The organism is Ensifer sp. Root954, from assembly GCF_001429005.1.
Taxonomy (GTDB): Bacteria; Pseudomonadota; Alphaproteobacteria; order Rhizobiales; family Rhizobiaceae; genus Ensifer; species Ensifer adhaerens.
Genome location: NZ_LMJM01000025.1, coordinates 307,719 through 331,622, shown reverse-complemented (window position 1 = coordinate 331,622; position 23,904 = coordinate 307,719). Strand labels below are relative to the sequence as shown.

Here is a 23,904-nt window from a genome sequence, read left to right as displayed (position 1 = left end):
CCCGCCTGCCGGCACCTTCTCCCCGCAGGCGGGGCGAAGGACGCGTGCGGTACCCGCTCGCCTCGACACTCGCGCTTGAGATTTCCCTGTGGATGTGCCCTTAGAGCACGGACGCTTTCGCCGACAGCCTCACGTGAGGACGCCGCCGTCGTCCCCACGCCCCGCTTGGCAGAGAGAGGGTTGGGTGAGGGGCAGATCTCCGCCCTTGCGGAACGGCGCCACGGATCGCGCCAAAGGCATCCGCCTATTTCCACCCCCGAGCCGCCTCTTCGATGAAAGCCGCGACCGCCGCCACGCTCGGCACGCGCGCCCGTTCCGGGTGCATCATCAGATAGACCGGGCGCTCGGCGGCCGCCCCCGGTTCGTCCACCGCCTCGAAACGCGGATCGCGTGAGGCCGAAACCTCCGGCAGCATCAGTTCGGCGCCGAGCGAAAGGGCCGCCTCCATCAGGATCTCCAGCTTGTCGGCCGTCAGCGCCACGCGGGCATCCGGTCTGAGCCGGTCAAGCGCCTGCATCTCCGGCACATGGGCGAGTGCCGGGCCGTAGCGCACGACCGGGCATGGGCCTTCTCCCTGCCCCCTCGGCCGGAACAGGCGGAAACGCAGCGTGCCGAGGCTCTTCACCCGCACGCTGTCTTCGCCGGTGCGCGCCATGCGGATGGCGATGTCGGCCTCGCGCCGCTCGATGCTCAGCATCTGGTTGTCGGCAACGAGATCGAGGGTGAGGCCCGGATGGCGCTGTTCGAGGCGGGCAAGCGCCGGCGCCAGGATGGCGCTCAAGACGAAGCCGATGCTGGTCACCCGTACCTGGCCCTGCAGTTCCGCCGTGCGCCGCAGCAGCGTCGCCAGCGACAGCGACGCCTCCTCCGAGATCGTCCGGAGCCGCTCGACGACGGGGGAAAGCACCGGCGTCGGCGTCAGCCGGCCGTCGATGCGGTCGAACAGCGCCGCCCCCACCCGCCGCTCCAGCGCCGCAAGCCGGCGCGACACCGTGGTCTGGTCGACACCAAGCGAGCGCGCCGCCTGGCTGAGCGTCGCACCGCGCACCAGATGATCGAGCAGTTCGAGATCCGCCCATCCCCCTGCATTCATGCAGATAGTCCTCCGAAAAATTCGGATCACTCTGCGCCAACGCAGCCGCTAAGATCAAGCCCATAGACCGACCGCTTCGACGAACCAACGCCAGGGCTACGGCCCCGAAAACCACCGCCCGGCCAGGGCTGCCTTCCACCCAAACACCCTGCACCGTCCGCACAAACAAGGAGCCTTCCCATGTCCGATTCCGCGCCCGCAGCAACCCTTTTCACTCTTGCCGGCGTCACGCTCGCCCCGCCGCCGCTTGGCGAAGCGACGCTGGTGCTGATCGACTACCAGAACGAATATCTGGCCGGCCCCGTGCGCCTGGTCGAGCCGGAAGCGGCGATCGAAAAGGCGCGGCAGTTGCTGGTCGCCGCTCGCGCCGCCGGCGCGAAGATCATCCACGTCGCTCATAAGGGGGCCGCCGGCGGCATGTTCGACCGGGGGGCGCACCGCGGCGCGATCGTCGATGCGCTGACGCCAATCGCCGGCGAAGCGGTGGTCGAGAAGATCCGGCCCAACGGCTTTTCGGACACCAACCTTGCCGAAATCATTGGCCCGGCCGGCACGCCGGTGATCTTCGCCGGCTTCATGACCCACAATTGCGTGTCGTCGACGGCCCGCGCGGCCAAGGATCTCGGCTACGGCATCACCATCGCAGCCGATGCCTGCACCACACGCGACCTGCCATCGGCAAGCGGCACCATCTCCGCCCGTGCCCTGCATGAGGCCGAACTTGCCGGCCTTGCCGACCACCACGGCGCGGTCGTCAATGTCGCCGCGCTGATTGCGGCACGCAGCTGAGAGACCCGTCGTTCCCTTCGAAAACGGGCGTCCGCAGCCGCGGGCGCCTTTCTCTTGCCATGCAGATGGCGAAGATTACGAAAATATAATGATCTCAATGCTTTTCGCCGGGTCCATTCGCTTCTATTTTTGAACCTATCCATTTTGGCATCGGCGATGCCGGTTAGGCGCAAGCGATGAACAAGACAGCCAAGACGGCGCGAGCCGACACCACGCCCCGCGACGATGCGGCGCCCAACGTCACCTTCATTCCCGGTGCGGTGAAGACGGTGAAGCGCAGGCGCCGCTCGCGAGCCTGGCTGTGGCTGCCCGTCATCCTCGCCGTCGCCGGCGCCGGCTATTACGGCTGGACGCGCTATGGAGAGAACCCGGCCTCGACCGCAATGGTGACCGAGGTGGTGACCCGCGGCGACATCGAAAACAGCGTGACCGCCGTCGGTACGCTCGACGCGGTCAATTCCGTCGATGCCGGCGCCCAGGTCTCCGGCCAGTTGAAGGCGCTGCATGTGGCGATCGGCGACACGGTCACGCAAGACCAGCTCGTCGCCGAGATCGATCCGGCCACCATCGAGAACCGCATAGAGATCGACCAGGCGGAGCTTGCCAACCTTCAGGCCCAGCTCATTTCCAAGAGGGCGCAGCTCGTCCTCAAGCAGGCCAATATCGACCGCCAGCGCAATCTCGTCGAAACCCGGAGCGTGGCGCAATCGACGCTCGACCAGGCGATTGCCGATCTCGCCGCCGCCGAGGCCGACGTCAACGCCATCGAGGCGCAGATCCGCAAGCAGCAGGCGACCCTTGCCGGCGACAAGGTCGATCTCGGCTACACCAAGATCTACGCGCCGATCTCGGGCACCATCGTCGCCAACCCGGCCAAGGCCGGCCAGACGCTGAACGCCAACCAGACGACGCCGACCATCGTCACCATCGCTGACCTCTCGACCATGACCGTCAAGGCGCAGGTGTCGGAAGCAGACGTCACCCGGCTGAAGGTCGGCATGGATGCCTATTTCACCCTGCTCGGCCAGCCCGGCAAACATTTTGCCGGCAAGCTTCGCCAGATCCAGCCGATGCCGGACACGGCCAACAACGTCGTGCTCTATTACGCACTGTTCGACGTGCCCAATCCCGAAGGCGAACTGATGATGTCGATGAGCGCCCAGGTGTTCTTCGTGCAAGCCGCCGCCAAGAATGTACTGATCGTGCCGAGCGGCGCCTTGAGCCATCCGGGCAAGGGCAGCGGCGATGCAGCCGGCCAAGGTAACGGCCGGCGTGACGGCCAGAGAAACGGAACCGGAAGCGAGCCCCACAAGGCGCAGGTGACCGTGGTTGCGGCTTCCGGCGCGCTCGAAACCCGCGACGTCGAAGTCGGCATTCGCAACCGCGTCAGCGCCGAGATCAGAAGCGGCCTCCAGGAGGGCGAGAAGGTGGTCGTCAGCACCGGATCGACAGGGAGCGGCAACGCCCGCGACAACCGAAACCAGCGCGGCATGCGCATGCCGCCGATGTTCTGATCCAAGCTCGATAGTGGCCATGACCCCGCTTCTCTCACTCAGGCACGTCAGCAAGACCTATTTCAACGGCGACCTCGCCGTCGAGGTCCTGCACGGCCTGTCGCTCGATATCGAGGCGGGCGAGTTCGTGGCGATCGTCGGCCAGTCGGGTTCCGGCAAGTCGACGCTGATGAACATACTCGGCTGCCTCGACCAGCCGACCGGCGGCGACTACCTGATCGATGGCGAGAGCGTCGCTACCCTCGACAGTGACGAGCTCGCGGCCCTTCGCCGCCGCACCTTCGGCTTCGTCTTCCAAAGCTACAACCTCATCCCGACAGCAAGCGCCAAGGAAAATGTCGAGGTACCGGCCGTCTACGCCGGCATGTCCGCCCGCGACCGGCACGACCGCGCCGAGGCGCTGCTTGAAGCGCTGAAGCTCGGCGAGCGCCTCGACCACCGGCCGGGCCAGCTGTCGGGCGGCCAGCAGCAACGCGTCTCCATCGCCCGCGCGCTGATGAACGGCGGCCGGGTGATCCTGGCCGACGAGCCGACCGGCGCGCTCGACAGCCAGAGCGGCTCGGATGTGATGGCGCTGTTGCGCGACATGAACGAGCAGGGCCACACGGTGATCGTCATCACCCACTCGCGCGAGGTCGCCGAACAGGCCGACCGGCTGATCGAGATCCATGACGGCCGCATCGTCGCCGACCGCGCCAAGAAAGCCCGCGTCAACGCCGAAGGGGCGGCCGCCCTCGCCCGCCATGTCAGCGAAGGCTCGGCCGCGATCGCCGACGTCACCGAAGCGGTGAAGATGGCGTTCCGGGCCCTGAAGGCCAATCTGTTCCGCACCATCCTGACCCTGCTCGGCATCGTCATCGGCGTCGGCTCGGTCGTCGCGATGCTCGCGATCGGCACCGGCGCGCAGGATTCTGTTCTGAGCCGCATCTCGTCGATGGGCTCGGACCTGCTGGTGGTGCGGCCGAGCATGGCGAATTTTCGCGGCAGCGCGGGCGGCAGCAACGTGACGCTGGTGCCCGCGGACGCGGACGCGATCCTGGAGGTGCCGAATGTCGCCTTCGCCGTGCCGGAGATGACGAGCTCCGTCACGCTTCGCCGCGGCAATGTCGACTATCAGACCACCGCCAACGGCACCGTACCGCAGTTTACCACCGCCAAATCCTGGAAGATGGCAAAGGGCGAGTTCATCAACCAGAATGACATGGACACCTACGCACCTGTGGCCGTACTCGGCCAGACGGTCGTGAAAACGCTCTTTCCCGACGGCGACAACCCGATCGGGCAATATGTGCTGGTCAACAAGATCCCCTTCCAGGTGATCGGCGTGATGGCGGAAATGGGCGCTACCTCCTTCGGCAACGACCAGGACGACGTGGTGCTGGTGCCGCTTTCGACCGGCAGCATCCGCCTCTTCGGCCAGCGCAACATCCGAACCATCACCGTTCAGGTGAAGGACGGTTCGGCGATCGACATCACGCAGCAGACGATCCAGGCGCTGCTCGACCAGCGCCACAAGCGCCAGGACACGCAGATCACCAACATGTCCTCCGTGCGCGAGGCCTTCACCGAGACCTCGAACACGCTGAAACTGTTCCTCGCCTCGGTCGCCGCGATCTCGCTGCTCGTTGGCGGCATCGGCGTGATGAACATCATGCTGGTTTCTGTCAGCGAGCGTACCCGCGAAATCGGCGTGCGCATGGCGACCGGCGCCCGCCAGCGCGACATTCTCCTGCAATTCATCATCGAGGCGCTGGTCGTCTCCTTGATCGGCGGCACGCTCGGTGTGGCGCTCGGGCTTGGCACCGGCGCGCTTGCCGGCCAGTTCGGCATGCCCGTTTCCTTCACCTTCGGCCCGGTCGCGCTCGCCTTTGCCTGCGCCTTCCTGACCGGCCTCGTCTTCGGCTTCCTGCCCGCCCGCAACGCCTCGCGCCTGCAGCCGGCGGTGGCGCTGAGCGCGGATTAGGCAAAAGCCACGCTCCTGCCCGCCAGACGATAGACACGTGTCGCGACACGCCCCAAGATGGCAGGCATTGCATGCTTGGGGGATAATTCGCGATGTGGAAGGCGTTTGCTGTTTTTTACTGCCTGTTGGCGACGTTCGGCGTCCTGCTTGGCGGCTACATCATGGCGGGCCGGTCAGTGCCGATGTCGACTATCGGCCTTGGCCTGGCTTCCGTGGCCTTCGTGATGGCGTTCGCCACCATCCCGGCCGGAAGCGACGTGGGCGTCACGAACCTCATCTGGCTGGTGCTCGGCCTGGCTCTCAACTATTTCAGCTGGCTCGGCGTCTGGCGCTATGGACGGCGCATGGCGCAGCAACCGGCGCAAGCGCGGTAGAGGCAAGCGTTGCAGGATCTATTCCAGGCTGGTGCGGATCCTGCGGCAAAACCCCGTTCCTTCTGAGGACGGACGAAGCATTCTGGTTGGGAGATAGGCGTCGCGATGTGGAAGGCGTTTGCAGTTCTCTATGGGCTGCTTTTCATTTTCATGCTGTCATCGGCTTTCGTCACGCTACCCCCTGAAATCGCGGTGCAGCTGTCGTCCGCCGACCGAGCCCTGTTCTATGCGGGCCTGGCCGTGGAATTTGCTGCCATGATAGGCGTCTTTGCCCATGCCTTCGGCCTGAGGGTCCCGCCCTTGTCATTTTGGCGGCCATTCAGCTGGGTTCTCGCCTGCTGGTGTCTCTATACGTTGATGGCCGATGCCTGGGATCTCGTCACGCTCATTTCCAGCCCCCAGCCCGGAGACGAAGGCCTGCTGTCGGCCTCCCTCGGTTTGCTGTTCCTGCTCCTTCTCAACTATTTCGGCTGGCTCGGCGTCTGGCGCTATGGCCGCCGCATAGAGCAGCAGCCGGCCGCCATGGGCTGACAGCGGAACGTCAGCGCGCCAAGCACTCCGGTGAAAGAATGAGAGAGCGGGCGGCATGCAGGCCGTTTGAGGCGTAAGGCCTTGCGACAACCTCGCCCGACGAACGATAGACAAGGCGCCCATCACCGCCGAAGCTGCCACCAACGCAGATACAGGATGATTCGCGATGTGGAAGGCATTTGCAATTTTCTACGTGCTCAGCCTTGCTTTCGGCCTGGTCATAGGCGCGACGCTGCTCCTGAGCTTTTGGGACGAGATGGCATACGGGATCAAGATCCTCGGCGGCGTCAGCCTGGTCATGGCGCTGGCAACGGCGATCGGTCTCGTCGCTTACGCCTTTAATTTGCAGGTCCCGCCGTTCGGGTTCTGGCGGCCCTACAGCTGGCTGCTCGGCATCCTTCTCGGCGGCCTGTCGCTGATCAGCGTCGTGCGATTTGCCGGTCAGTTCGAAGGCGGTGATGACTTCACCACTCTGCTCTGGCTTTGCCTGTCGCTTCTCGTCAACTATTTCAGCTGGCTCGGGATCTGGCGTTACGGCCGCCGGGTGAAGGCGATCGCGGGCTAGCCCGAGCGAACCGGGCTATAGCCCTTCGTCACGACAGGAAAGACATGCTCAACCTCGTCCTCTACAGCGACCAGATCGTCCCCGCCTGCTCGGCGATCGACCTCAGGCTTGTGGAGATGATGGCGGCAGGCGGCGCTGGAAAACGCATCGCCTATGTCGCCTCCGGTCCGGAACCGGACCGCGGCTTCTTCCTTGCCGGGCGGGCCTATTACGGCAGGCTGGGTCTCGATCTCGCGCTGTTCTTCGATCTCGACGAACCGCATTCGGCAGACGACATTGCAGGGCTCTTCGCCTCAGACGCCATTCACCTTGCAGGCGGTCACACCGGCGGCTTTCTCGAACGGCTGAAGCGAAGCGGCATGCTCGGGCCGCTTCGCGACTGGGCACAGTCCGGCGGCATCCTCATCGGCGTCAGCGCCGGCGCCATTCTCATGGCGCCGACGATCGCGACCGATGCGCTCTTCATCGGTGAACGGCCCGAGGACATCGAGGACGGCGCTGCACTCGATCTCACGCCCTTCGAGTTCTTCCCGCACCTGAGCGACGACAAGAGCTACCTGCCCGCTCTCTTGCGCTACAGCCTGTCGACGCCGCGACCGATCCTTGCCTGCAACGACGGCGACGGCATCGTCGTTGCAGACGGGCGGATCGAGTGTCTTGGAGATCCTCTATGGATCTCGGCGGGAGCCGCGCGAGCACCGGCGGAAAGCATGCTTCAAGGCTTCATGCCGATGCAGATTTGATGACGGACCTGCAGACTATCATCCTTAAGAGCCCGCTCTTGGCTCCGATCCTCGATCGCTGGGACCGGATTGCCCTGCCCGATGGCTGGCTGGCGGCCGGCGCGATAGCGCAGACCGTCTGGAACCATGCCTTCGACCTGCCGCCGACGCACGGCATCAGCGATATCGACATCGTCTATTTCGACGGTGACGACCTCTCGCAAGAGGCGGAGGCCACGCATGCGAAGCGGATCGAAGGCCTGTTTGCGGATCTACCCGTGCGGATCGACGTCAAGAACGAGGCACGCGTTCACCTCTGGTACGAGGACAAGTTCGGCACGCCGATCAGGCCCTATCTATCGACGCGAGACGCGATCGCTACATTTCCGACGACTGCAACCGCCGTCGGACTTCGCCCGTCCCGGGGCGGACTGGAGACCTGCGCCCCTTTCGGCCTTGAGGACCTGCTCGCACCGATCGTGCGCGCCAACAAGAGCCAGATCACCCGCGCCATCTACGAGCGCAAAGTGGAACGGTGGCGCGCCCTTTGGCCGGGCCTTGCGATCGAAAGGTGGGACGTGAGGCCGGCTTGAGACGAGACGCTCCTGTCACTGGCGCCCCACCAGTTGTGGTCGGGAACAGTGCGCGGGCCGAAACCGCTACATCGCGCCCGCCCGTGCGGAGTCCGCATGCGGAACGACGACGGCCCCTTCGCGCGCCGGAACCGGCGCAACCTTGCGCCTTCCAAGCTGAGCTTCCGCCTCCGTCAGGCCGATATCGGCCAGATGCTCAGCATCCAGTTCGCGCAGTTGCTGCAATTGCCAGTACCGCGAGCGCGGCGAAGCAACGAGATAAAAACCGAGTTCCCGAATCATGTCGAACATCCATGTTTCTTTTCCAACCATGGAAACAGTCTGCGCCTCGACATCTCCTAAAAGAAGCTTAGCATTCCTATTCCACGCATAAGAGAAACTTTGACAATAAGAGAAACCTGGGCATGAGTGCTCTCAACCTCGATTATCTCAAAACCTTCGCGCTGGTCGCCGAACTCGGCAGCTTCTCGGCCGCCGCCGAGCGCTTGGGCCTGACCCAGCCGGCGGTCAGCCTGCAGGTGCGGGTGCTGGAGAAGCAGCTCGGCGTGCGCCTGGTCGAGCGGGTCGGCCGCAGGGCGCGGCCGAGTGCGGCCGGCGAGGAGCTGCTGGCCCATGCCGGCAGCATCGAGGCTGCCACCAGCCGGGCGATCGAGGCCGTCGCCCGCCACGCCAAAGGCGTTCTCGGGCGCGTCCGGCTCGGCACCGGCGCCACCCCGTGCGCCTTCCTGCTGCCGCCGCTTCTGGCCGACCTCAAGCGCCGCTTTCCCGATCTCGACATCACCGTGACAACCGGCAACAGCGCCGACATCGTGCGCGCTGTCGACGAGAACCTCATCGACATCGGCCTCGTCAGCCTGCCCGTTTCAGGCCGCATCTTCGACATTACGCCGCTCTTCGACGAGCGCTTCGTGGCGATTGCGCCGCTCGGAACTGCCCTGCCCGATACCGTCACGCCCGCGATCCTGGCTGAACGGCCGCTGATCCTCTACGAGCCCGGCGCCAACACGCGAAGGATCACCGACGAATGGCTGGCCACCACAGGCACGACCGTCAAGCCGGTGATGGCGCTCGGCAGCGTCGACGCGATCAAGGAGATGGTCGCCGTCGGCCTCGGCTCAGCCCTCGTTCCGGAAATCGCCCTTCGCCCCGGCGACCGGGAACGGCTGGTGGTGCGGCCCGTCACCCCAACGCTCTTCCGCCGCTTCGCCCTGGTGCTTCGAAGCGACAAGCGGCTGGACCGGGCGCTGCGCGAAACGCTGGCCGCGCTGAAGACAACGGCGACTGGACTAGATACGCCCGAGGGCCGGACGCAGGGCCGCCAAAGGCGCCGCAGCGACGACGGGCGGGCTGTCGAAGCATGCCAGAGCCTTTACGATGTAGGTCTTGACCTCATCGCTTAGTTTTGGTTTGGCCATTGATCTGTCAAAGTGCAGTCAAAGGAGCAAGCAGTGACGAAGTACGATCCCGACAGATTGAAACTCCGCATCCAGGGACGCGGCCTGAACACATGGAACTGGCAGCTACTGCTTGATGGCAAGCAGCTCATAAAATCCGGAACCATCTCGGGCTCAAGACGCAATGCCGAAGTCGCGGCTGAGGCAGTCATGCGCGATATGTCAACTGCGCCGGATAAAGACTAAGCGAATAGAAGCTGGCAGGTGCCGCAGGCATGGGCGATCTGCACTCTGGCGATCTCGGGTTTCTGGTTGGCTGTATCGACCATGGCCCGGACGCCGGCAGCATCTGCACCATTATGTCTGACCACGCCGGCGAACGCCTCGGACGTCGTGTGCACGGATGACGAAGACTGGGCGGCCGGGTTGTGGCCGCGATAGTCGGTCAGTGCCGCCTCCGCGGCGATCAGCCGGAAGGCGTCAGGCTTCGCCACCATCGACCAGAGCCGCCTCTTCATGCAGGCCGTGCCGTTGCATTCTCCGTGCCGACGCTGAAGTCGAGGTCCGTCTCGATCCGCGCCGCGCTGCAATGGCGGCTGCCGCCATAGGTCCTCAGCATCCCTTCTTCGCTGCCCTCGTTGTCGGCCCGGACTATGCCACCGGGGCGATTGAGAATCTGCGCCGTCACAATCACCGATCGGAAATCGGGTGGGCGCTGATGCCCGCCGGCAGTAGTCAGGGCGCATCAATCAAGAGAAGGGAAAAGTCCATGACCATGCTGCAAGACAATATCGTGATCGTCACCGGCGCCTCCTCCGGCATCGGCCGTGCGGTCGCCAGGCTCTTTGCCGCCGAGGGTGCGAAGATCGTCGCCAACGCCCGCGGCGAAGAGCAGCTTGACGCCGTCGTCGAAGCGATCCGCGAGGACGGCGGCGAAGCGATCGCGGTTGGCGGCGACGTCACCGCGGAAGAAACCCATATCCGGCTGGTGGAAGCGGCGCTCAAGCATTTCGGCGGCCTCGACATCGCCGTCAACAATGCCGGCGCGGTCAACGTCATGAAGCCGGTCGCCGAGATCACGTTCAAGGAATGGCAGCAATCGCTTGCCACCAACCTCACCTCCGCCTTCCTCGGCGCCCGCCACCAGATCCCGGCAATGCTCGCGCGTGACGGCGGCTCGCTGGTCTTCACCTCCACCTTCGTCGGCACCAGCGTCGGTATTCCCGGCATGGCCGCCTATGGCGCGGCAAAGGCCGGCCTGATGGGCCTCGTCAAGGGCATCACTGCCGACTATGGCGCAAAGGGCATCCGCGCCAATGCGCTCCTGCCCGGCGGCGTCGACACGCCGGCGGCCGGCAGCAAGGAAAACAAGGAATGGGCGGCCGGCCTGCACGCGATGAAGCGCATCGCCCAGCCGGAAGAAATCGCCCAGGCCGCCCTCTTCCTCTCAGGCCCGATGGCAAGTTTCGTCTCCGGTGCGGCGCTCTTTGCCGATGGAGGGAACGCTGCAGTGAAGTAACGGCAGCTCAAGCGCCGGGGGCAGATTTCTAGTCATGCTCCCGGTCAACCGGCTTTTCCGGTCCAGATAAGACGACGCCTGTCAGGATGGTATAGCCGGAAAACGCCGGGTTGTGTCACACCAGAAACAATCATTGCGAGCGTTGCCAAATTGCAAGATCTTCGGCTTTGCAAAAAATCGGGATTCATCGAAGACGAGAGTTGAGCTTCGCTCAGCAAGCGCAGGGTTTCGCAAATGGCCTTCATCCCCTTCAAGGGTGCAAAAATCGCATTGCTCTTTCAGGGGCTTTTGATTGCCTACCAGCGTGATCAGAAGCCGGAAATCCCCTTCCCCGGCATGTGGGATCTTCCGGGGGCGGACGAGAAGATGATGAGAGCCCGGTCGAGTGCGCAATCAGGGAGACCCGCGAGGAGTTCGATATCGCGGTCGATCCGGCGTGGATCGTGTGGACGCGGTATTATCCGGCGCAGAATACGATCGCCCCTGGAAGTTACTTCCTTGTTGGCAAGCTCGAAGAGGGTTTCGGGCCTGTAAGGTTTGGCGACGAGGGCCAGCAGTGGGCAATGATGTCGATCGCTGACTTCCTGAAACACCCTGAAGTCGTCGAGAGTTTGAAGAGTAGATTGCGCGATTATCTCGTCGAAAACACTTGATCGGGATCCCGTCGGGACCGCCGGCCCGCCAGCGCCTGTCGTTTCGGGTCGTCCCCCGTGGTTCGGTGTCTTCTCACACCGGTATCTCCGTCGTCTCCTTGCCGGTACGGATCACGAAGGCGGTGTAGTAGCGCGCGACATTGGTTTCCTCGCGAAACAGCCGCTCGGTCAGCGCGTCGAGCTCGTCCATGTCTTTCAGCCGCAGCATCAAAATGGCGTCGGTCTCGCCGCTGACGCTGTAGGCCTGGATCACTGCCGGCTCCTTTTCCGCCATGTCGAGGAAGCGGCGGATATATTGCTCGCCGTGGCGCTCGAGCTCGACTGTGATGATCGCCTTCATGGTGCGACCAGCCTTTGCCGGATTAAGCACCGCGACGATCCGGTCGATGACGCCGGTCTCGTGTAGCCGCCTGATGCGACGCAGGCAACTCGATGGCGAAAGGCCAACCTCTTCCGCAAGCTCGGCATTGGTGCGAGAGGCATCCACCTGCAAGAGCCTCAAGAGCTTGCTGTCGATCTTGTCCATCCCCGTCCGTCCCCCTGTTGCGGTCATTTGCAATTTTATTGCACAAAGGTGCATATTTTGACCACAACTGCGAACGGCCTGGCGTTAGTCCTTGGACAACATCCCAAGGAGAGACCGCCATGACCGTCCTGATCATCCTCTACCGCAAGACACTTGCCACCCTCGAAGTCTACTTCGATCTGGTGCGCATCATCGTGCCCGTCACCATCGTCACCCATGTGCTGCAGGAACTCGGCGTGATCCGCGCGGTCGCACCCGCCTTTGAGCCGGTCATGACGGTGATCGGCCTGCCGCCCGAGTTTGCCTTCGCGTGGCTCACCGGCCTGCTCGTCGGCATCTGGGGCGCCGTCGTCGTGGTCTTCGCGCTGGTGCCGGTCTCGGAGCTGACGACTGCCGACATGACGGTGTTTTCAGCGCTGATGCTGGTGGCGCATGCCATCCCGATCGAACAGCGCATCATCCAGAAGGCGGGCCCAAGCTTCCTCGTCACCGCCGCGATAAGGATCGGCGGCGGCCTCATCTTCGCAGCCCTCCTGCATCAGCTCTTCGCCGTCACCGGATGGCTTGCAACCCCGCTCGCCCCCACCTGGATCCCGGCCAACGAGGGCTCCGGCTGGGTCGCCTTCGCCTTCGGCACGCTGAAGACGCTTCTGACCATGCTCGTCGTGCTGCTCGCGCTCAGTTGGACGATCGAGATCCTCAAGCTCGTCGGCATCCTCGCATGGCTGAACCGGGGCATGGCGCCGCTCTTTCGCCTTGCGGGCGTCAAGACCGAGACCGTGCCCTTTGCCGCCGTCGGCGTCCTGCTTGGCATTTCCTATGGTGGCGCGCTTCTGATCCGCGAGGCGCGCGAGGCCAAGGTCGAGCCGCGCCAGGTGTTCCTCGCCTGCGTCTTCATGGGCTTTGGCCATAGCCTCATCGAGGACACGCTGGTGGTCGTGGCGCTGGGGGCGGATTTCACCAGCGTCTTCTTCGGCCGGCTGGTCTTTGCCATCGTCGCCACGGCCATCGTCGCCAGGGCGATCGCCGCAGCACCCGACGCCGTGTTCTTCGGGTCGTTCTTCCGCAAGGACGGCGGCGAGCCTGCCTTGTCGGAGGCTTGAAGCCTGCTATCGAGGCGCGGCGGACCTACTCCGCCGCGATTTCTGCCACTGATGCCGGCCCCGCCATCCGCCCGAAGGCGGCACGGTAGGCGGCGGGTGTCGTCGAAAGCTGCTGGCGGAAGTGATGACGCAGCGTCTGGGTGGAGCCGAAGCCGGAGGCTTCCGCCACCTGCTCCATGCCGAGCGCGGTCTCCTCCAGCAATTGCCGGGCGCGCGACAGCCGCTCGGACAAAAGCCAGCGCGCCGGCGTCGTGCCGGTCGCCGCCTCGAAGCGGCGCAGGAAGGTGCGCTCGCTCATGCCCGCAGCCTTTGCCAGCGCCGCAATCGAAAAGTCCTCACCGAGCCGTTCGCGCATACGGTCAAGCAGCGGCCCGAGCCGGGCGCTCTCATGCACGTCGGGCACCGCCCGCTCGATGAACTGCGCCTGGCCGCCATCGCGATGCGGCGGCACGACGAGACGGCGGGCGACGCGGTTGGCCGCCTCGCTGCCGAAATCGCGGCGGATCAGGTGCAGGCAGAGATCGATGCCGGCCGCACTGCCAGCCGAGGTCAGAACCTCGCCGCCATCGACATAGAGCACATCCGGCACCACCTCGATGTCTGGATAAAGCGCTTTCAGCTTGTCGGTATAGCGCCAGTGGGTCGTCGCCCGCCGGCCCGATAGCAGCCCGGCAGCCGCCAGCACGAAGACGCCGGAGCAGATGGAAAGCACGCGCGCGCCCCGCGCGCAGGCGTCCCTCAGCGCCTGGCACACCGCCTCGGGCACGGGCTGATCGGCGCCGCGCCAGCCGGGCACGATGATCGTGCCGGCCTGGCCCAAAAGCTCGATGCCGCCGTCGGCGACAAAGCGAACGCCGCCGGTCGCCCTAAGCTCACCCGGATCGACCGAGGCGACGGCAAAACGGTACCAGCCCTCGCCCATTTCCGGCCGCGGCAGGCCGAACATCTCGACGGCGACGCCGAACTCGAAGGTACAGAGCCCGTCATAGGCGAGCGCCACGACGAGCGGGTTTGTGAGTGGTGCGGCAACGGAAAACGACTTTGGCATGATCTTGAGCATATATGGCAATGTTGCCAACTGCCAGCCCTGATCCAGTGCTGCTACACATTTCCTCGTCAACGCGCACCGAGCCAAGGAGAACCCCGATGAGCACCGTCACCGAAATTCCCGCCGCATCGCCTGAGATCGCCATTGCCCATTTTGCCGGGCGGCTCAGCGTCGAGACCGATTGCTCCGACGTCGCCCAGGCGCTGAAGAGCGGCGAGCAGGACTTCGTGCTGCTGCACGTCGTCGGCTCGGATGCGGCCTATGCGCGCCGCCACGTGCCGGGCGCGATCCACCTGCCCCACCGGCAGATCACTGCGGAGCGTTTGGCAGAGTGGCCGGCCGATACCCTCTTCGTCGCCTATTGCGCCGGCCCCCATTGCAACGGCGCCGACCAGGCCGCACTCAAGCTCGCCAGGCTCGGCCGGCCGGTGAAAATCATGATCGGCGGCATCACCGGCTGGGAAGACGAAGGCCTCGCGTTTGCGACCGGCGCTACCCCCGGCGAAGCGCTGTCTCTGCTCGCTGCTTAAGCCGGCGCCAAACGCCCTTTGCAGCGCCGCACGCCTTGCCGGATGCGCGGCACTGCAGCATTTTGGATCGCGATCGATTTCAGCCTGAAATCGATCGCGATTGCGGCAAATGATGCGGCAAGTTCGGCCTTCCACCGGCCCTCGGTAACCCGCCCCGGCCAGCTAACCCCTTTGCACGAGATATCGCGATGCCCGCGTCACCCGTTATCGTCCGCCCATTTAAACGAGATGACGTCGCCTGCGTGCTGCGGCTGATGCGCGGCCTTGCAGTCTTCGAAGCTTATATTGACGCGTTCCGCGTGACCGAGAGCGATCTGATCGAGCATGGGCTTGGCGACAACCCACGCTTTGGCGTGCTGGTCGCGGAGTTTGGCAGCCGTGTCATCGGCATCGCTGTGCATTACGTCATCCCCTGGACCTACGATCTGAAGCCGACGCTGGTGCTGAAGGAACTTTTCGTCGATGAAACAGCACGTTCCCTGGGGGCCGGCGCGGCGCTGATCGACGCCTTGAAACGTCATGCCGCAGCGATCGGCGCACCGCGCATCGAATGGTCGGTGCTTGCGAGCAACGAAAATGCCAAGCGCTTCTACCTGCGCCAGGGCGCGATACACGATGCGATATGGGAGCCCTGGACGCTGCCGATCGGGACCGACGAGACCTAAAAGGGAGTGTGGGGGATTTGTCTTTGTCCATGCGGGCTACCGTCAGGAAAATCCTGACCCGATTGGGTGAAAAAGCTGGGGATTTTCCCGTAACCCAAATTGACTATTAAAATCCCCTTAAAATCCATTGCTTTCAGATCACGCTTTTGCCACACTGTACTTGCGATTGCGCCCCGGAAGTATGCAATCCCCGGAAGAGTATGCATGCTTGTGGTTATATTGCAGTGCAGTTGCTTTATTAATTTTATTGCGCGCTTGAGCCTCCGTCCCCACGGGGGCTCAATCATTTTTGGACACCCCTTTTCCCTCCGTGACGGCCCGGCGCTCTCGGGGCCTTCCAGAGAAGGAGGCAAGGCATAGACGCAACGGAAGATAGCGCCGCATAGATCGCTCCCGCAAACATTGCGGCCTTTCAGGTGGGAAGCTGTCCGTTGAATTCCACGCCCTTGAAACCATCGATCCCGGCAAGATCGACGATGCAGCCGAAGCGATCTTGCCGCGCGAAGATGCGCTGTCTCGCATCGCAATTCGACGGCACACGCGACCGCTTCAACCGCGAGGACCCCGCGCGGGCTTTGGCGCTGGAAGATGGGACCCGCCTGCAAGGAGGGGGTTCAACGTTTGCAGGCCGATCGGACGAGGCTGAAGGAAGCGGTGGCCCGCCTGAAGGGGAATATCTGCAGGCGGCAGGCGCCGGCCGGGATCGGAAACCCCGGCCGCGTGTCTTCGTGCTTAATGCCCGCCGAGCACCAGCGTCTGCACCGGCAGCATCAGCGCCTGAATGCGCAGGATCGCCGCATGCACGAGGCCAACGGCATCGACACCGTGCAGATAGGCCCACTGCAGCGTGCTGATCCCCGGCTTGTCCAGTTCGTCGTGGTTGCTGGTGTAGGCATTGGCGATGCAACTGCTGCCGGGCGGAACGTCGTCGAGCACGCCGGGATAAAGCGGCTCCATGACCACGGTCAGCGTGCCGGGTTGCGAGATCTGCGTAACGTCGATCAGCTGGTCGCTGGCGCGCACCTGGCCGGAGGCAATCACGTCCTGCACCTCTGTGACGACGAGCGGAATGATGGTGAACGGCTTGCCGACGCAGGTCGCCTCGCCGATCATGCCGGGCTTCATCACCTGAGCCTCGATCTGCCCGAAGCCGGCCACCAGCCGGGCCCGGCCCGCGTCTTCCGGCACGAGCACGCCCGCTGGCCTCAGCAGCGGGTTGACGATTTCGCCGACCCGAAGCGTGAACTGCTGCAGCGTGCCGGACACGCCGGCGCGCACGGTGGTCTTGGTAATATCGACCTCCGCCTGCTTCAGCGCCGCTTCGGCGCTGGCCTTCTGCGACGGCAGCAGCGATTGCAGCTTCGTCTCCAGCGTCTGCTTGTTGGAAAGCACAGCGGTCAGCGCGCCCTTGCGCCCTTCGAGAAGCACCTGCTTGCGCTCGATTTCGCGGCGGGCAACGACGTTCGGGTTGAGCCGGTTAAGCTCCACCTGTGTGTTGTATTCGTCCTCGGCCTGCTTCACGTCGGCCTGTGCCTGGACGATCGCGCCATCAGCGGCAACAAGCTCGGTGCGACCGACAGCCAATTCGGCGTCAACCTCGGCGATCTGGCGGCGGGCGACTTCGGCGGCCGCTTCCTCCTCCGAACTGTCGAGCTTGAACAGCGGCTGGCCGGCCTTCACCTTCTCAAAGCGCGTGGCATAGATCTCGGTGACGCGCCCGTTGGTCTCCGGCAGCACGGCGACCGTACGGAAAGCCGCGGTTACGTTCTTCGTCGACGGGTGGAAGTAGAAAATCAGCGTGATCAGGGAGATGGTCAGAACGATGCAGGCGGTAATACCCCAGCGCAGCTCGAACCAGACCGAATAGATAGTGATCTCGCGCCCGATGCGTTTTCCCTGGCCGTAACGGCGGAAGAGATAGTCGGGCAGGATGGTCAGCATCGAGCAAAGGATAAACTCGAACATGGCTTATGCCTTCCCTTCCGTCGATGGCTGAGCGGGCGATGCGTGGCCGTGGCCGGGCAACGCGTGCGGCTGTGGGTGGCTTGCTGCAGGCTCGGCCTCCACGTCCCTCGCCTCCGGCACGGTCGGCTGGTCCACCTTGCCGGCAATCCGCTCCAGCGAACCGGCGATCGATGAAAGCGGCGAGGAGAAATCGGGAAGGTCGATCAAGGCCAAAAGCAGAGCTGCGCCCCACAGGAGGTTGTTATGGGTGAGCAGCGACAGGAGCGCCAGGACCGCCACCAGCTCCAGCTGGATCTTGTTGGTCTTGTGCGCCATGACCTCCGGCAGCGAATGCAGCCTGAGATAGAGTGTTCCGAGCGCGAAAATCGCCACGATCAGAAAAACGGCAACCGCGTTCAAAAGCCAGTCGGACTGGCCCGGGGCTGTAATAAAGCCCGGCAGGTGATGGATGGCTGCAGGATGGATGGCTTCGGACATTACGCCTCCGCAAATCGGACTGGACCACGAGAATCGAACATTAGCACCCCTCAAAAAAAACGAAATAGAAGCTTGCACTTCAGCCGCAACTTGACCTTGCGGCAACACGCGCCCTATCAATCGACGCGCCGGCACTTCGAAGCGCCGCCGGTTTCGAGCAGGATCGAAAGGCACATGCTGTTCCCGCGGTAACGGCACCGGATGCCCACTCGCCCTAACGCGCGCAGACGCCCGCGCCCCTTTCGCGGCGCGTGCCGGCACAAGTACAGCCAGAAGGAGAGACCGCCATGGCCCAGAACATCTATGATCGTCAGGAGTTTTTCGAGGGCTACAGCCAGCTCGGGCGCTCGGTGCATGGTCTTGCCGGGGCCGCGGAATGGCCGGCGATTCGCGCGCTCCTACCGGATCTTTCCGGAAGCCGCGTCGTCGATCTCGGCTGCGGCTATGGCTGGTTTTCGCGCCACGCCCGCGAGGCCGGTGCCGCCCATGTGCTCGGGCTCGATCTCTCCGAGAAGATGATCGCCCGCGCCAAGGCCGACACATCAGATCCAGCAATCGACTACAAGATTGCCGATCTCGACCAGCTCGACCTGCCCGAAACGAGCTTCGACTTCGCCTACAGCTCGCTGGCCTTCCACTATATCGAGGATTTCGGCCGGCTGGTCGCGACCATCCACAAGGCGCTGGTACCCGGCGCCCATTTCGTCTTCACCATCGAGCACCCGATCTACATGGCCCCGCACAATCCCGGCTGGCGCATCACCGATGGCGAGCGCACCTGGCCCGTTGATCACTACTCAGCCGAAGGCCCGCGCACGACGAACTGGCTGGCCAAGGGCGTGATCAAGCACCACCGCACCATCGGCACGACGCTGAACACGCTGATTGGCGCAGGCTTCGCCATCCGCCACGTCGAGGAATGGCGGCCGACGCAAGAGCAGATCGCCGAGATCCCGGCTCTGGCCGAAGAGATGGACCGGCCGATGATCCTGATCGTGAAGGTGCAGAAGTAAGCGACGACGACGGCCGTTACATTGGCCGCCTCTCGCCATTACCCCTTCTCCTTCAGCGTCTCCTTCTGGGTGATCAGCCGGGCACTGTGCTGTCCGCTCAGATACGTCCAGAACCAGCTCCAGGCGACGGCGAAGCGGCTGCGCGTGCCGATCAGGAAGTAGATGTGGGCGATGCCCCAGATCCACCAGGCAAGCGCGCCCTTGAGCTTGAAGCGGCCGAAATCGATGATCGCCGCGCGCCGACCGATGGTGGCAAGGCTGCCCTGGTGGCGATAGCGGAAGTCTCCGGGCGGCTTGTCGCCTGAAAGCCGCGCGCGGATGACGTCGGCCACATAGGCGCCCTGCTGCTTGGCGGCCGGCGCAATGCCCGGCACCGGCTTGCCGCCGTCATAGGTGACGGCAGCCGTGTCGCCGATGACGAAAACGTCGGGATGGCCGGGAGCCGTGAGGTCAGCACCGACGATCGCCCGGCCGGCGCGGTCGGCCGGGATATCCAGCCAGCGGGCAGCGGGCGAGGCCTGCACACCGGCGGCCCAGACGAGCGTACGGCTGCCGACGAACTGGTCGCCGATGACAACGCCCTCTTCCGTGCAGGATGTCACGGGTGTACCGGTGCGAACCTCGACGCCGAGCCGCTCCAGCTCCTTGACCGCATAGGCCGAAAGATCCTCGCTGAAGGCGGCGAGAATGCGCGGCCCCGCTTCCACCAGGATCACACGGGCCTGCCGCGTGTCGATGCGGCGAAATTCGTCGGGAAGCGTGCGGTGCGCCATCTCGGCGATGATGCCGGCAAGCTCGACGCCGGTCGGGCCGGCACCGATGACGGTGAAGGTCAGGAGGGCGGCACGGAGATCAGGATCCTCTTCGAGCTCGGCGCGCTCGAAGGCGAGCAGCACCCGCCGCCGGATCGTCGTCGCGTCTTCCAGCGTCTTCAAGCCGGGGGCAAAGGGCTCCCATTCGTCATGGCCGAAATAGGCATGCGTCGCCCCGGTCGCCAGCACCAGCGTGTCGTAGCCGATCCGCTTGCCGTCCCTGAGCACCACGGCCTTTCCGGCTTCGTCGACATCGCTCACCTCGCCAAGCAGCGTCGTCACCTCCGGCCGGTCGCGCCAGAGGCTGCGGATCGGCCAGGCGATTTCAGAGGTCGCGATCAGCGTTGTTGCCACCTGGTAGAGCAAGGGCTGGAAGAGATGATGGTTGCGCCGGTCGATGAGGGTGATCCTCACCGGCGCGCCGGCAAGCCCCTTGACGAGTTGCAATCCGCCAAACCCGCCGCCGACAACGACCACGTGATGCCTGTCCTGCATGTTCTTTCCAGTCGGCTTTGCGACCGGCCTTCCGTTGGACATGCCACAACATTGGGGTTGTGACCGCCAAGGACAAGCGCAACCACCTCATGTCACCCTTGCAAAAAGTCAAGAACAGCCCGCAACCGTCAGCGCTCGTTCGGCGCGAGATGCCGGATCCGCGCTACATGCGCCGCAATATCCTTAGCCGTAAACGGTGAATGGCGACGTACGTCGCTGGCGGGATCAAAGCCGAGACCCAACCGCTTTTCCGGGCGAAAGGACTGCTGGGGCCGGATCGGCCTTGGCGCAAATCCGCCGCCGCAGGTCGGGCAGACATTGTGAAGCACCGTTTCCACGCAGCTTGCGCAATAGGTGCATTCGTAAGAGCAGATGCGCGCGTCCGCGGACGCCGGCGGCAGGTCGCGGTCGCACAGTTCGCAGTTCGGTCTGAGTTCAAGCATGGTCGGCTCCATCGGTTGCGGATGATGTCCCCGCTTGCTCCCATGAAAAGCCTTTGGCATAAATGACAATATGCCCTCGTTTTATGCCAACCCCGAGAATGCCGCGCGGACCGTCGCGATCGTGCTCTTCGATCGCACCAAGCTGATCGATGTGACCGGCCCGCTGCAGGTCTTCAACGACACCCGCACCGCGTTGGGCTCCCGGGCCTATTCCATCGCGCTGGTCTCTGAGTTCGGCGGCCCGGTCGCAACGGACACAGGCGTTGCGCTCGATACCCGTCCGTTCTCCGATTGCACCGCGCCCGACACCCTGCTCGTCTCGGGCGGGCAAAGCGCGCTCGAAGCGGCGAATTCGGAAGGGCTGCAAGCATTCCTGGCGGCCATGGCCGGCCGATGTCGGCGCCTCGGCTCCATCTGCCTCGGCGCCTTCATTCTCGCGCGCGGCGGCCATCTTGATGGGCGGCGCGCAACGACCCATTGGGAAGATTGCGCCCAGCTGCAGCAGGATTTCCCAGATATCGACGTGCGCGAGGATTCGATCTACGAGCAGGATCGCGGCATCTGGACCTCCGCCGGCGTGACCGCCGGCATCGACATGGCGCTTGCGATGGTCGAAGAGGACCTCGGCCGCAGCGAGGCCCTGCGGCTCGCGCGCTCCCTGGTGCTCTACGTCAAGCGCACGGGCGGCCAGCGCCAGTTCAGCGCTGCCCTGCACCAGCAGATGACGAGCCGAGGCGACCGCTTCGATGCGCTGGTGGCCGAGATCCGCGCCGATCTGGCAGCCGACCTCTCCGTGCCGCGGCTTGCGGACATGGCGCGCATGAGCGAGCGGAATTTCTCCCGCCTGTTCACGCAGGAGGTGGGCGCAAGCCCGGCGCAGTTCGTCGAGGAATTGCGGGTCGATGCGGCCTGCGAGGCGATCGAGCGCAGAGACGTGTCCGTCTCGCAAGCCCCGTTCCTCTTCGGCTTCGGCAACGCCGAGCGCATGCGCCGCGCCTTTCAGCGCCGCAAGGGCATCGCGCCCTCGGACTATGCGGCCCGCTTCGGCCCGCCCTGACGGACGAAACCCGGAGGGGAAGCTTAAGGGGACGGAGACGCGACGGCGAAGGCGATGTCTTCCACCGCATCCGTGAGCACGATCTCGTCACCGAGCGACCATTCGGCCGCGCGTGCGGCGAGACGCGCAGGCACCATCGGCGAGCGGCCAGGCCCGGGCGGCACGTCATAGGTGGCGTGTGCGTCATTGGCGAGGATCACCGTGAAGTCCTTAGCCATGGCCGTGCGGGCTGTCGCCGCCAGGCACATCTCCGAAAGCATGCCGCAGATCGCGATCGTCTCGACCTTGCGCGCCCGGAGCTGGTCTTCGAGATCGGTGCCGTCGAAGCCGTCGTCGTGCCGTTTGCGCACCACCACCTCACCTGCCTTGGCGGCAAAGAACAACTGCCAGCCATCGGTCTCCAGTTCGTCGACAGCGCCCTTGGGCCCATCGTTCTGCAGGAAGATCACCGGCACGCCGGCCGAACGCGCCTTCTGCAGAAGCAGGCCAACGGCCCGTTGCAGATCGACATGGCCGGGCACGGCTTCAGGCCCGGAAATGAAGGCCCGCTGCACATCGACAATCACCAGCGCATCGGCAACGTCGCCACCGACCGCCTTGCTCACAGCGTCATTCGTCATTTCGCCTCACACCGCATAATCGACCGGCACCGCCGTGCCGCTCTTCAGGATTTCCATCGAGATCGAGGCGGAGACGTCGAAGAGTTCGACCTTGCGCACGATCTGCTTGTAGACCACGTCGTAGTGCTCGACACGCGGCAGCACGACCTTGACGATATAGTCATGATTTCCCGTCAGACGATGGGCCTCGACGATTTCGGGGATGTCGCTGATCGCCCGGCGGAAGGTTTCGATCCATTCGTCCGAGTGGTGCGCCGTCTTGATCAGGGCAAACACGGTCGTCGGCACGCCCATGCGCTCGCGGTCGAGCACGACGATGCGCCTGGCGATGTAACCCGCCTCCTCCAGCCGCTGGATGCGGCGCGAACAGGCCGAAAGCGACAGGTTCACCCGCTCCGCCAATTCGCCGACGGCCACACTCGCATCCTGCTGCAGCAGCGCCAGCAGCTTCCTGTCTCTATCGTCGAGCACGCCGATCCCTCCCATGATCAGAAATTCCTACGCTACATAATTGCACATTTACTCCAACATGCGCAAACCATTCGCGCGCATGGCCGCTTTTGCTCCCATCAAAGCGAACCATTGCCGCCGACCCTGCGGCATAGTTCAGCCCATCAAACGACGGTCGCCACGGACGGCGGCAGTAGCGGACAGAGAGGAATGGTTATGCGCAAGATCGGTCTTATCGGCGGCATGAGCTTCGAAAGCTCGGCGGTCTACTATCGCATGGTCAACGAGGCCGTTCGCGACCACCTGGGCGGGCTGCATTCGGCCGAGGTGCTTTTGCATTCCGTCGACTTCCAGTCGATCGTCGACCTGCAGAAGGCCGGCCGTTGGGAAGACGCTGCCAAGCGGCTTGCCAATGTCGCCCAGGGCCTCGAAGCGGCCGGTGCGGACTGCGTGCTGATCTGCACCAACACCATGCACCTGATCGCCGATCAGGTTCAGGCAGCAATCGACATCCCCCTCATCAACATCATCGACGAGACGGCAGCGCGCCTGAAGGCCGCAGGCAGCCGCCGGCCGCTGCTGCTTGCCACCCGCTACACCATGGAGCACGGCTTTTATGCCGAGCGCATGAGAAGCCACGGCATCGACATCCTTGTGCCGGACGCGGACGGCCGCACCCTCGTGCACGATGTCATCTTCGACGAACTTTGCGCCGGCAAGGTGCTGCGCTCGTCCCGCCGGGCGCTGATCGAATTGATCGACAAGGCCGAAGCGGAAGGCGCGGACGCCGTCATCCTCGGCTGCACCGAAATCTGTCTGACCCTCGACCCGAGAGCCTTGCCGCTGCCGGGCTTCGATTCCACCGCGATCCACGCGGAAGCTGCCGTCGAATTCGCACTAGATGGGGTTTGCCTCAAGCGGGCCGCGTAGTTAGCCGAGCGCGGGGCTAGGCTGCCAAATCGCGCCACATGGATCAGCCGCCACAAAGAC

At 64.4% G+C, this 23,904-nt stretch carries 28 protein-coding genes and 2 pseudogenes; 18 read left to right on the top strand and 12 right to left on the bottom strand.

The features are described 5' to 3' along the window. Positions 1–244 precede the first annotated feature (244 nt). Positions 245–1,093: a LysR family transcriptional regulator gene (locus ASE71_RS20865; RefSeq protein WP_060516025.1), complete on the bottom strand. Its 849-nt coding sequence runs from the start codon at positions 1,091–1,093 to the stop codon at positions 245–247. A gap of 180 nt (positions 1,094–1,273) precedes the next feature. On the opposite strand from ASE71_RS20865, the gene ASE71_RS20860 reads away from it, so the two are divergent. The 8 genes from ASE71_RS20860 (at position 1,274) to ASE71_RS20825 (ending at position 8,144) form a co-directional block, all read left to right on the top strand. After that, the gene (locus tag ASE71_RS20860) at positions 1,274–1,882 is read left to right on the top strand and encodes a cysteine hydrolase family protein (RefSeq protein ID WP_060516024.1); all 609 of its coding nucleotides are present in this window, start codon (positions 1,274–1,276) and stop codon (positions 1,880–1,882) included. A 176-nt stretch (positions 1,883–2,058) separates the two neighbouring features. Further along, positions 2,059–3,396 carry an efflux RND transporter periplasmic adaptor subunit gene (locus ASE71_RS20855; RefSeq protein ID WP_060516023.1) on the top strand — a complete coding sequence of 446 codons (1,338 nt, stop codon included), beginning with the start codon at positions 2,059–2,061 and terminating at the stop codon, positions 3,394–3,396. A gap of 19 nt (positions 3,397–3,415) precedes the next feature. Continuing rightward, entirely contained in the window at positions 3,416–5,359 is a 1,944-nt protein-coding gene (locus tag ASE71_RS20850) for a MacB family efflux pump subunit (protein WP_060516022.1), read from the top strand. Positions 5,360–5,451: 92 nt separating this feature from the next. After that, complete coding sequence (locus ASE71_RS20845; protein ID WP_060516021.1) at positions 5,452–5,733, top strand: hypothetical protein; 282 nt, start codon at positions 5,452–5,454, stop codon at positions 5,731–5,733. A gap of 105 nt (positions 5,734–5,838) precedes the next feature. Next, positions 5,839–6,264 (top strand): hypothetical protein, encoded by a 426-nt coding sequence (locus ASE71_RS20840; RefSeq protein ID WP_060516020.1) that lies wholly within the window; start codon positions 5,839–5,841, stop codon positions 6,262–6,264. Between the two features lie 166 nt (positions 6,265–6,430). Next, positions 6,431–6,829, top strand: a complete 399-nt coding sequence (locus ASE71_RS20835; protein WP_060516019.1) for a hypothetical protein — start codon at positions 6,431–6,433, stop codon at positions 6,827–6,829. A 44-nt stretch (positions 6,830–6,873) separates the two neighbouring features. After that, entirely contained in the window at positions 6,874–7,572 is a 699-nt protein-coding gene (locus ASE71_RS20830) for a Type 1 glutamine amidotransferase-like domain-containing protein (protein WP_060516018.1), read from the top strand. After that, complete coding sequence (locus tag ASE71_RS20825; RefSeq protein ID WP_060516017.1) at positions 7,572–8,144, top strand: nucleotidyltransferase family protein; 573 nt, start codon at positions 7,572–7,574, stop codon at positions 8,142–8,144. Before ASE71_RS20830 ends, ASE71_RS20825 begins: the two co-directional genes overlap by 1 nt. 66 nt (positions 8,145–8,210) lie before the next feature. On the opposite strand, the gene ASE71_RS20820 is transcribed toward ASE71_RS20825, so the two are convergent. Next, entirely contained in the window at positions 8,211–8,435 is a 225-nt protein-coding gene (locus ASE71_RS20820) for a DUF1127 domain-containing protein (protein WP_060516016.1), read from the bottom strand. A gap of 113 nt (positions 8,436–8,548) precedes the next feature. Between ASE71_RS20820 and ASE71_RS20815 the strand changes: the two are divergent. Beyond that, a pseudogene (locus ASE71_RS20815) lies at positions 8,549–9,409 on the top strand (LysR family transcriptional regulator); the annotation flags it as partial. Positions 9,410–9,469: 60 nt separating this feature from the next. Here the strand turns inward: ASE71_RS20815 and ASE71_RS37025 are convergent. Further along, positions 9,470–9,559, bottom strand: a pseudogene (locus ASE71_RS37025) (DUF2280 domain-containing protein); the annotation flags it as partial. Positions 9,560–9,592: 33 nt separating this feature from the next. Here ASE71_RS37025 and ASE71_RS20810 point away from each other — a divergent pair. Beyond that, on the top strand, positions 9,593–9,784 hold the full coding sequence (locus ASE71_RS20810; protein WP_034792850.1) for a hypothetical protein: 192 nt from the start codon (positions 9,593–9,595) through the stop codon (positions 9,782–9,784). Here ASE71_RS20810 and ASE71_RS20805 read toward each other — a convergent pair. After that, positions 9,781–10,056 (bottom strand): hypothetical protein, encoded by a 276-nt coding sequence (locus tag ASE71_RS20805; protein ID WP_060516015.1) that lies wholly within the window; start codon positions 10,054–10,056, stop codon positions 9,781–9,783. The two genes, ASE71_RS20810 and ASE71_RS20805, sit on opposite strands and share 4 nt — an antisense overlap. A 251-nt stretch (positions 10,057–10,307) precedes the next feature. Here ASE71_RS20805 and ASE71_RS20795 point away from each other — a divergent pair, with 251 nt between their 5' ends. Both ASE71_RS20795 and ASE71_RS20790 read left to right on the top strand, forming a co-directional pair. Beyond that, entirely contained in the window at positions 10,308–11,057 is a 750-nt protein-coding gene (locus ASE71_RS20795; protein WP_060516014.1) for an SDR family oxidoreductase, read from the top strand. A gap of 338 nt (positions 11,058–11,395) precedes the next feature. Continuing rightward, complete coding sequence (locus ASE71_RS20790) at positions 11,396–11,710, top strand: NUDIX domain-containing protein (protein WP_200949856.1); 315 nt, start codon at positions 11,396–11,398, stop codon at positions 11,708–11,710. 73 nt (positions 11,711–11,783) lie between these two features. Here the strand turns inward: ASE71_RS20790 and ASE71_RS20785 are convergent, their stop codons facing one another. Then, complete coding sequence (locus ASE71_RS20785) at positions 11,784–12,236, bottom strand: Lrp/AsnC family transcriptional regulator (protein WP_034792802.1); 453 nt, start codon at positions 12,234–12,236, stop codon at positions 11,784–11,786. Between the two features lie 119 nt (positions 12,237–12,355). Between ASE71_RS20785 and ASE71_RS20780 the strand changes: the two genes are divergently transcribed. Then, positions 12,356–13,339 (top strand): nucleoside recognition domain-containing protein, encoded by a 984-nt coding sequence (locus tag ASE71_RS20780; RefSeq protein ID WP_060516013.1) that lies wholly within the window; start codon positions 12,356–12,358, stop codon positions 13,337–13,339. Positions 13,340–13,364: 25 nt separating this feature from the next. Here the strand turns inward: ASE71_RS20780 and ftrA are convergent, their stop codons facing one another. After that, the gene (gene ftrA / locus ASE71_RS20775; protein ID WP_113544704.1) at positions 13,365–14,399 is read right to left on the bottom strand and encodes a transcriptional regulator FtrA; all 1,035 of its coding nucleotides are present in this window, start codon (positions 14,397–14,399) and stop codon (positions 13,365–13,367) included. A gap of 86 nt (positions 14,400–14,485) precedes the next feature. Here ftrA and ASE71_RS20770 point away from each other — a divergent pair, with 86 nt between their 5' ends. Both ASE71_RS20770 and ASE71_RS20765 read left to right on the top strand, forming a co-directional pair. Next, complete coding sequence (locus ASE71_RS20770; RefSeq protein WP_034792795.1) at positions 14,486–14,917, top strand: rhodanese-like domain-containing protein; 432 nt, start codon at positions 14,486–14,488, stop codon at positions 14,915–14,917. A 188-nt stretch (positions 14,918–15,105) separates the two neighbouring features. Next, positions 15,106–15,582: a GNAT family N-acetyltransferase gene (locus tag ASE71_RS20765; protein ID WP_034792793.1), complete on the top strand. Its 477-nt coding sequence runs from the start codon at positions 15,106–15,108 to the stop codon at positions 15,580–15,582. Between the two features lie 732 nt (positions 15,583–16,314). On the opposite strand, the gene ASE71_RS20760 is transcribed toward ASE71_RS20765, so the two are convergent. Both ASE71_RS20760 and ASE71_RS20755 read right to left on the bottom strand, forming a co-directional pair. Continuing rightward, positions 16,315–17,547, bottom strand: coding sequence for an HlyD family secretion protein (locus ASE71_RS20760; RefSeq protein ID WP_034792791.1), 1,233 nt, complete (start codon positions 17,545–17,547; stop codon positions 16,315–16,317). A 3-nt stretch (positions 17,548–17,550) separates the two neighbouring features. Continuing rightward, the gene (locus ASE71_RS20755; protein ID WP_051659258.1) at positions 17,551–18,024 is read right to left on the bottom strand and encodes a hypothetical protein; all 474 of its coding nucleotides are present in this window, start codon (positions 18,022–18,024) and stop codon (positions 17,551–17,553) included. A gap of 287 nt (positions 18,025–18,311) precedes the next feature. Between ASE71_RS20755 and ASE71_RS20750 the strand changes: the two genes are divergently transcribed. After that, positions 18,312–19,037, top strand: coding sequence for a class I SAM-dependent methyltransferase (locus tag ASE71_RS20750; protein ID WP_060516012.1), 726 nt, complete (start codon positions 18,312–18,314; stop codon positions 19,035–19,037). Between the two features lie 38 nt (positions 19,038–19,075). On the opposite strand, the gene ASE71_RS20745 is transcribed toward ASE71_RS20750, so the two are convergent. Together ASE71_RS20745 and ASE71_RS20740 are read right to left on the bottom strand one after the other, a co-directional pair. After that, positions 19,076–20,344: an NAD(P)/FAD-dependent oxidoreductase gene (locus ASE71_RS20745; protein WP_060516011.1), complete on the bottom strand. Its 1,269-nt coding sequence runs from the start codon at positions 20,342–20,344 to the stop codon at positions 19,076–19,078. Between the two features lie 128 nt (positions 20,345–20,472). Next, entirely contained in the window at positions 20,473–20,787 is a 315-nt protein-coding gene (locus tag ASE71_RS20740) for a DUF1272 domain-containing protein (protein ID WP_060516178.1), read from the bottom strand. Positions 20,788–20,857: 70 nt separating this feature from the next. Here ASE71_RS20740 and ASE71_RS20735 point away from each other — a divergent pair, with 70 nt between their 5' ends. Beyond that, a complete protein-coding gene (locus tag ASE71_RS20735) occupies positions 20,858–21,844 on the top strand; it encodes a GlxA family transcriptional regulator (protein ID WP_060516010.1) in 987 nt (328 codons plus the stop codon). 23 nt (positions 21,845–21,867) lie between these two features. On the opposite strand, the gene ASE71_RS20730 is transcribed toward ASE71_RS20735, so the two are convergent. After that, a complete protein-coding gene (locus tag ASE71_RS20730) occupies positions 21,868–22,464 on the bottom strand; it encodes an isochorismatase family protein (RefSeq protein WP_060516009.1) in 597 nt (198 codons plus the stop codon). 6 nt (positions 22,465–22,470) lie between these two features. After that, on the bottom strand, positions 22,471–22,935 hold the full coding sequence (locus ASE71_RS20725) for an Lrp/AsnC family transcriptional regulator (RefSeq protein ID WP_043622517.1): 465 nt from the start codon (positions 22,933–22,935) through the stop codon (positions 22,471–22,473). A 189-nt stretch (positions 22,936–23,124) separates the two neighbouring features. Here ASE71_RS20725 and ASE71_RS20720 point away from each other — a divergent pair, with 189 nt between their 5' ends. Continuing rightward, complete coding sequence (locus ASE71_RS20720; RefSeq protein WP_082566229.1) at positions 23,125–23,844, top strand: aspartate/glutamate racemase family protein; 720 nt, start codon at positions 23,125–23,127, stop codon at positions 23,842–23,844. Positions 23,845–23,904: the final 60 nt, after the last annotated feature.

Excerpts from the sequence above, each read along its gene's own strand:
- ASE71_RS20740 (WP_060516178.1), bottom strand. The coding sequence starts at position 20,787 with ATGCTTGAACTCAGACCGAACTGCGAACTGTGCGACCGCGACCTGCCG.
- ASE71_RS20795 (WP_060516014.1), top strand. The coding sequence starts at position 10,308 with ATGACCATGCTGCAAGACAATATCGTGATCGTCACCGGCGCCTCCTCC.
- ASE71_RS20760 (WP_034792791.1), bottom strand. The coding sequence starts at position 17,547 with ATGTTCGAGTTTATCCTTTGCTCGATGCTGACCATCCTGCCCGACTAT.
- ASE71_RS20735 (WP_060516010.1), top strand. The coding sequence starts at position 20,858 with ATGCCCTCGTTTTATGCCAACCCCGAGAATGCCGCGCGGACCGTCGCG.
- ASE71_RS20730 (WP_060516009.1), bottom strand. The coding sequence starts at position 22,464 with ATGACGAATGACGCTGTGAGCAAGGCGGTCGGTGGCGACGTTGCCGAT.
- ASE71_RS20765 (WP_034792793.1), top strand. The coding sequence starts at position 15,106 with ATGCCCGCGTCACCCGTTATCGTCCGCCCATTTAAACGAGATGACGTC.
- ftrA (WP_113544704.1), bottom strand. The coding sequence starts at position 14,399 with ATGCTCAAGATCATGCCAAAGTCGTTTTCCGTTGCCGCACCACTCACA.
- ASE71_RS20840 (WP_060516020.1), top strand. The coding sequence starts at position 5,839 with ATGTGGAAGGCGTTTGCAGTTCTCTATGGGCTGCTTTTCATTTTCATG.
- ASE71_RS20745 (WP_060516011.1), bottom strand. The coding sequence starts at position 20,344 with ATGCAGGACAGGCATCACGTGGTCGTTGTCGGCGGCGGGTTTGGCGGA.
- ASE71_RS20755 (WP_051659258.1), bottom strand. The coding sequence starts at position 18,024 with ATGTCCGAAGCCATCCATCCTGCAGCCATCCATCACCTGCCGGGCTTT.
- ASE71_RS20785 (WP_034792802.1), bottom strand. The coding sequence starts at position 12,236 with ATGGACAAGATCGACAGCAAGCTCTTGAGGCTCTTGCAGGTGGATGCC.
- ASE71_RS20845 (WP_060516021.1), top strand. The coding sequence starts at position 5,452 with ATGTGGAAGGCGTTTGCTGTTTTTTACTGCCTGTTGGCGACGTTCGGC.
- ASE71_RS20865 (WP_060516025.1), bottom strand. The coding sequence starts at position 1,093 with ATGAATGCAGGGGGATGGGCGGATCTCGAACTGCTCGATCATCTGGTG.
- ASE71_RS20780 (WP_060516013.1), top strand. The coding sequence starts at position 12,356 with ATGACCGTCCTGATCATCCTCTACCGCAAGACACTTGCCACCCTCGAA.
- ASE71_RS20850 (WP_060516022.1), top strand. The coding sequence starts at position 3,416 with ATGACCCCGCTTCTCTCACTCAGGCACGTCAGCAAGACCTATTTCAAC.
- ASE71_RS20820 (WP_060516016.1), bottom strand. The coding sequence starts at position 8,435 with ATGTTCGACATGATTCGGGAACTCGGTTTTTATCTCGTTGCTTCGCCG.
- ASE71_RS20825 (WP_060516017.1), top strand. The coding sequence starts at position 7,572 with ATGACGGACCTGCAGACTATCATCCTTAAGAGCCCGCTCTTGGCTCCG.
- ASE71_RS20860 (WP_060516024.1), top strand. The coding sequence starts at position 1,274 with ATGTCCGATTCCGCGCCCGCAGCAACCCTTTTCACTCTTGCCGGCGTC.
- ASE71_RS20855 (WP_060516023.1), top strand. The coding sequence starts at position 2,059 with ATGAACAAGACAGCCAAGACGGCGCGAGCCGACACCACGCCCCGCGAC.
- ASE71_RS20835 (WP_060516019.1), top strand. The coding sequence starts at position 6,431 with ATGTGGAAGGCATTTGCAATTTTCTACGTGCTCAGCCTTGCTTTCGGC.
- ASE71_RS20720 (WP_082566229.1), top strand. The coding sequence starts at position 23,125 with ATGGTTATGCGCAAGATCGGTCTTATCGGCGGCATGAGCTTCGAAAGC.
- ASE71_RS20830 (WP_060516018.1), top strand. The coding sequence starts at position 6,874 with ATGCTCAACCTCGTCCTCTACAGCGACCAGATCGTCCCCGCCTGCTCG.
- ASE71_RS20770 (WP_034792795.1), top strand. The coding sequence starts at position 14,486 with ATGAGCACCGTCACCGAAATTCCCGCCGCATCGCCTGAGATCGCCATT.
- ASE71_RS20750 (WP_060516012.1), top strand. The coding sequence starts at position 18,312 with ATGGCCCAGAACATCTATGATCGTCAGGAGTTTTTCGAGGGCTACAGC.
- ASE71_RS20805 (WP_060516015.1), bottom strand. The coding sequence starts at position 10,056 with ATGAAGAGGCGGCTCTGGTCGATGGTGGCGAAGCCTGACGCCTTCCGG.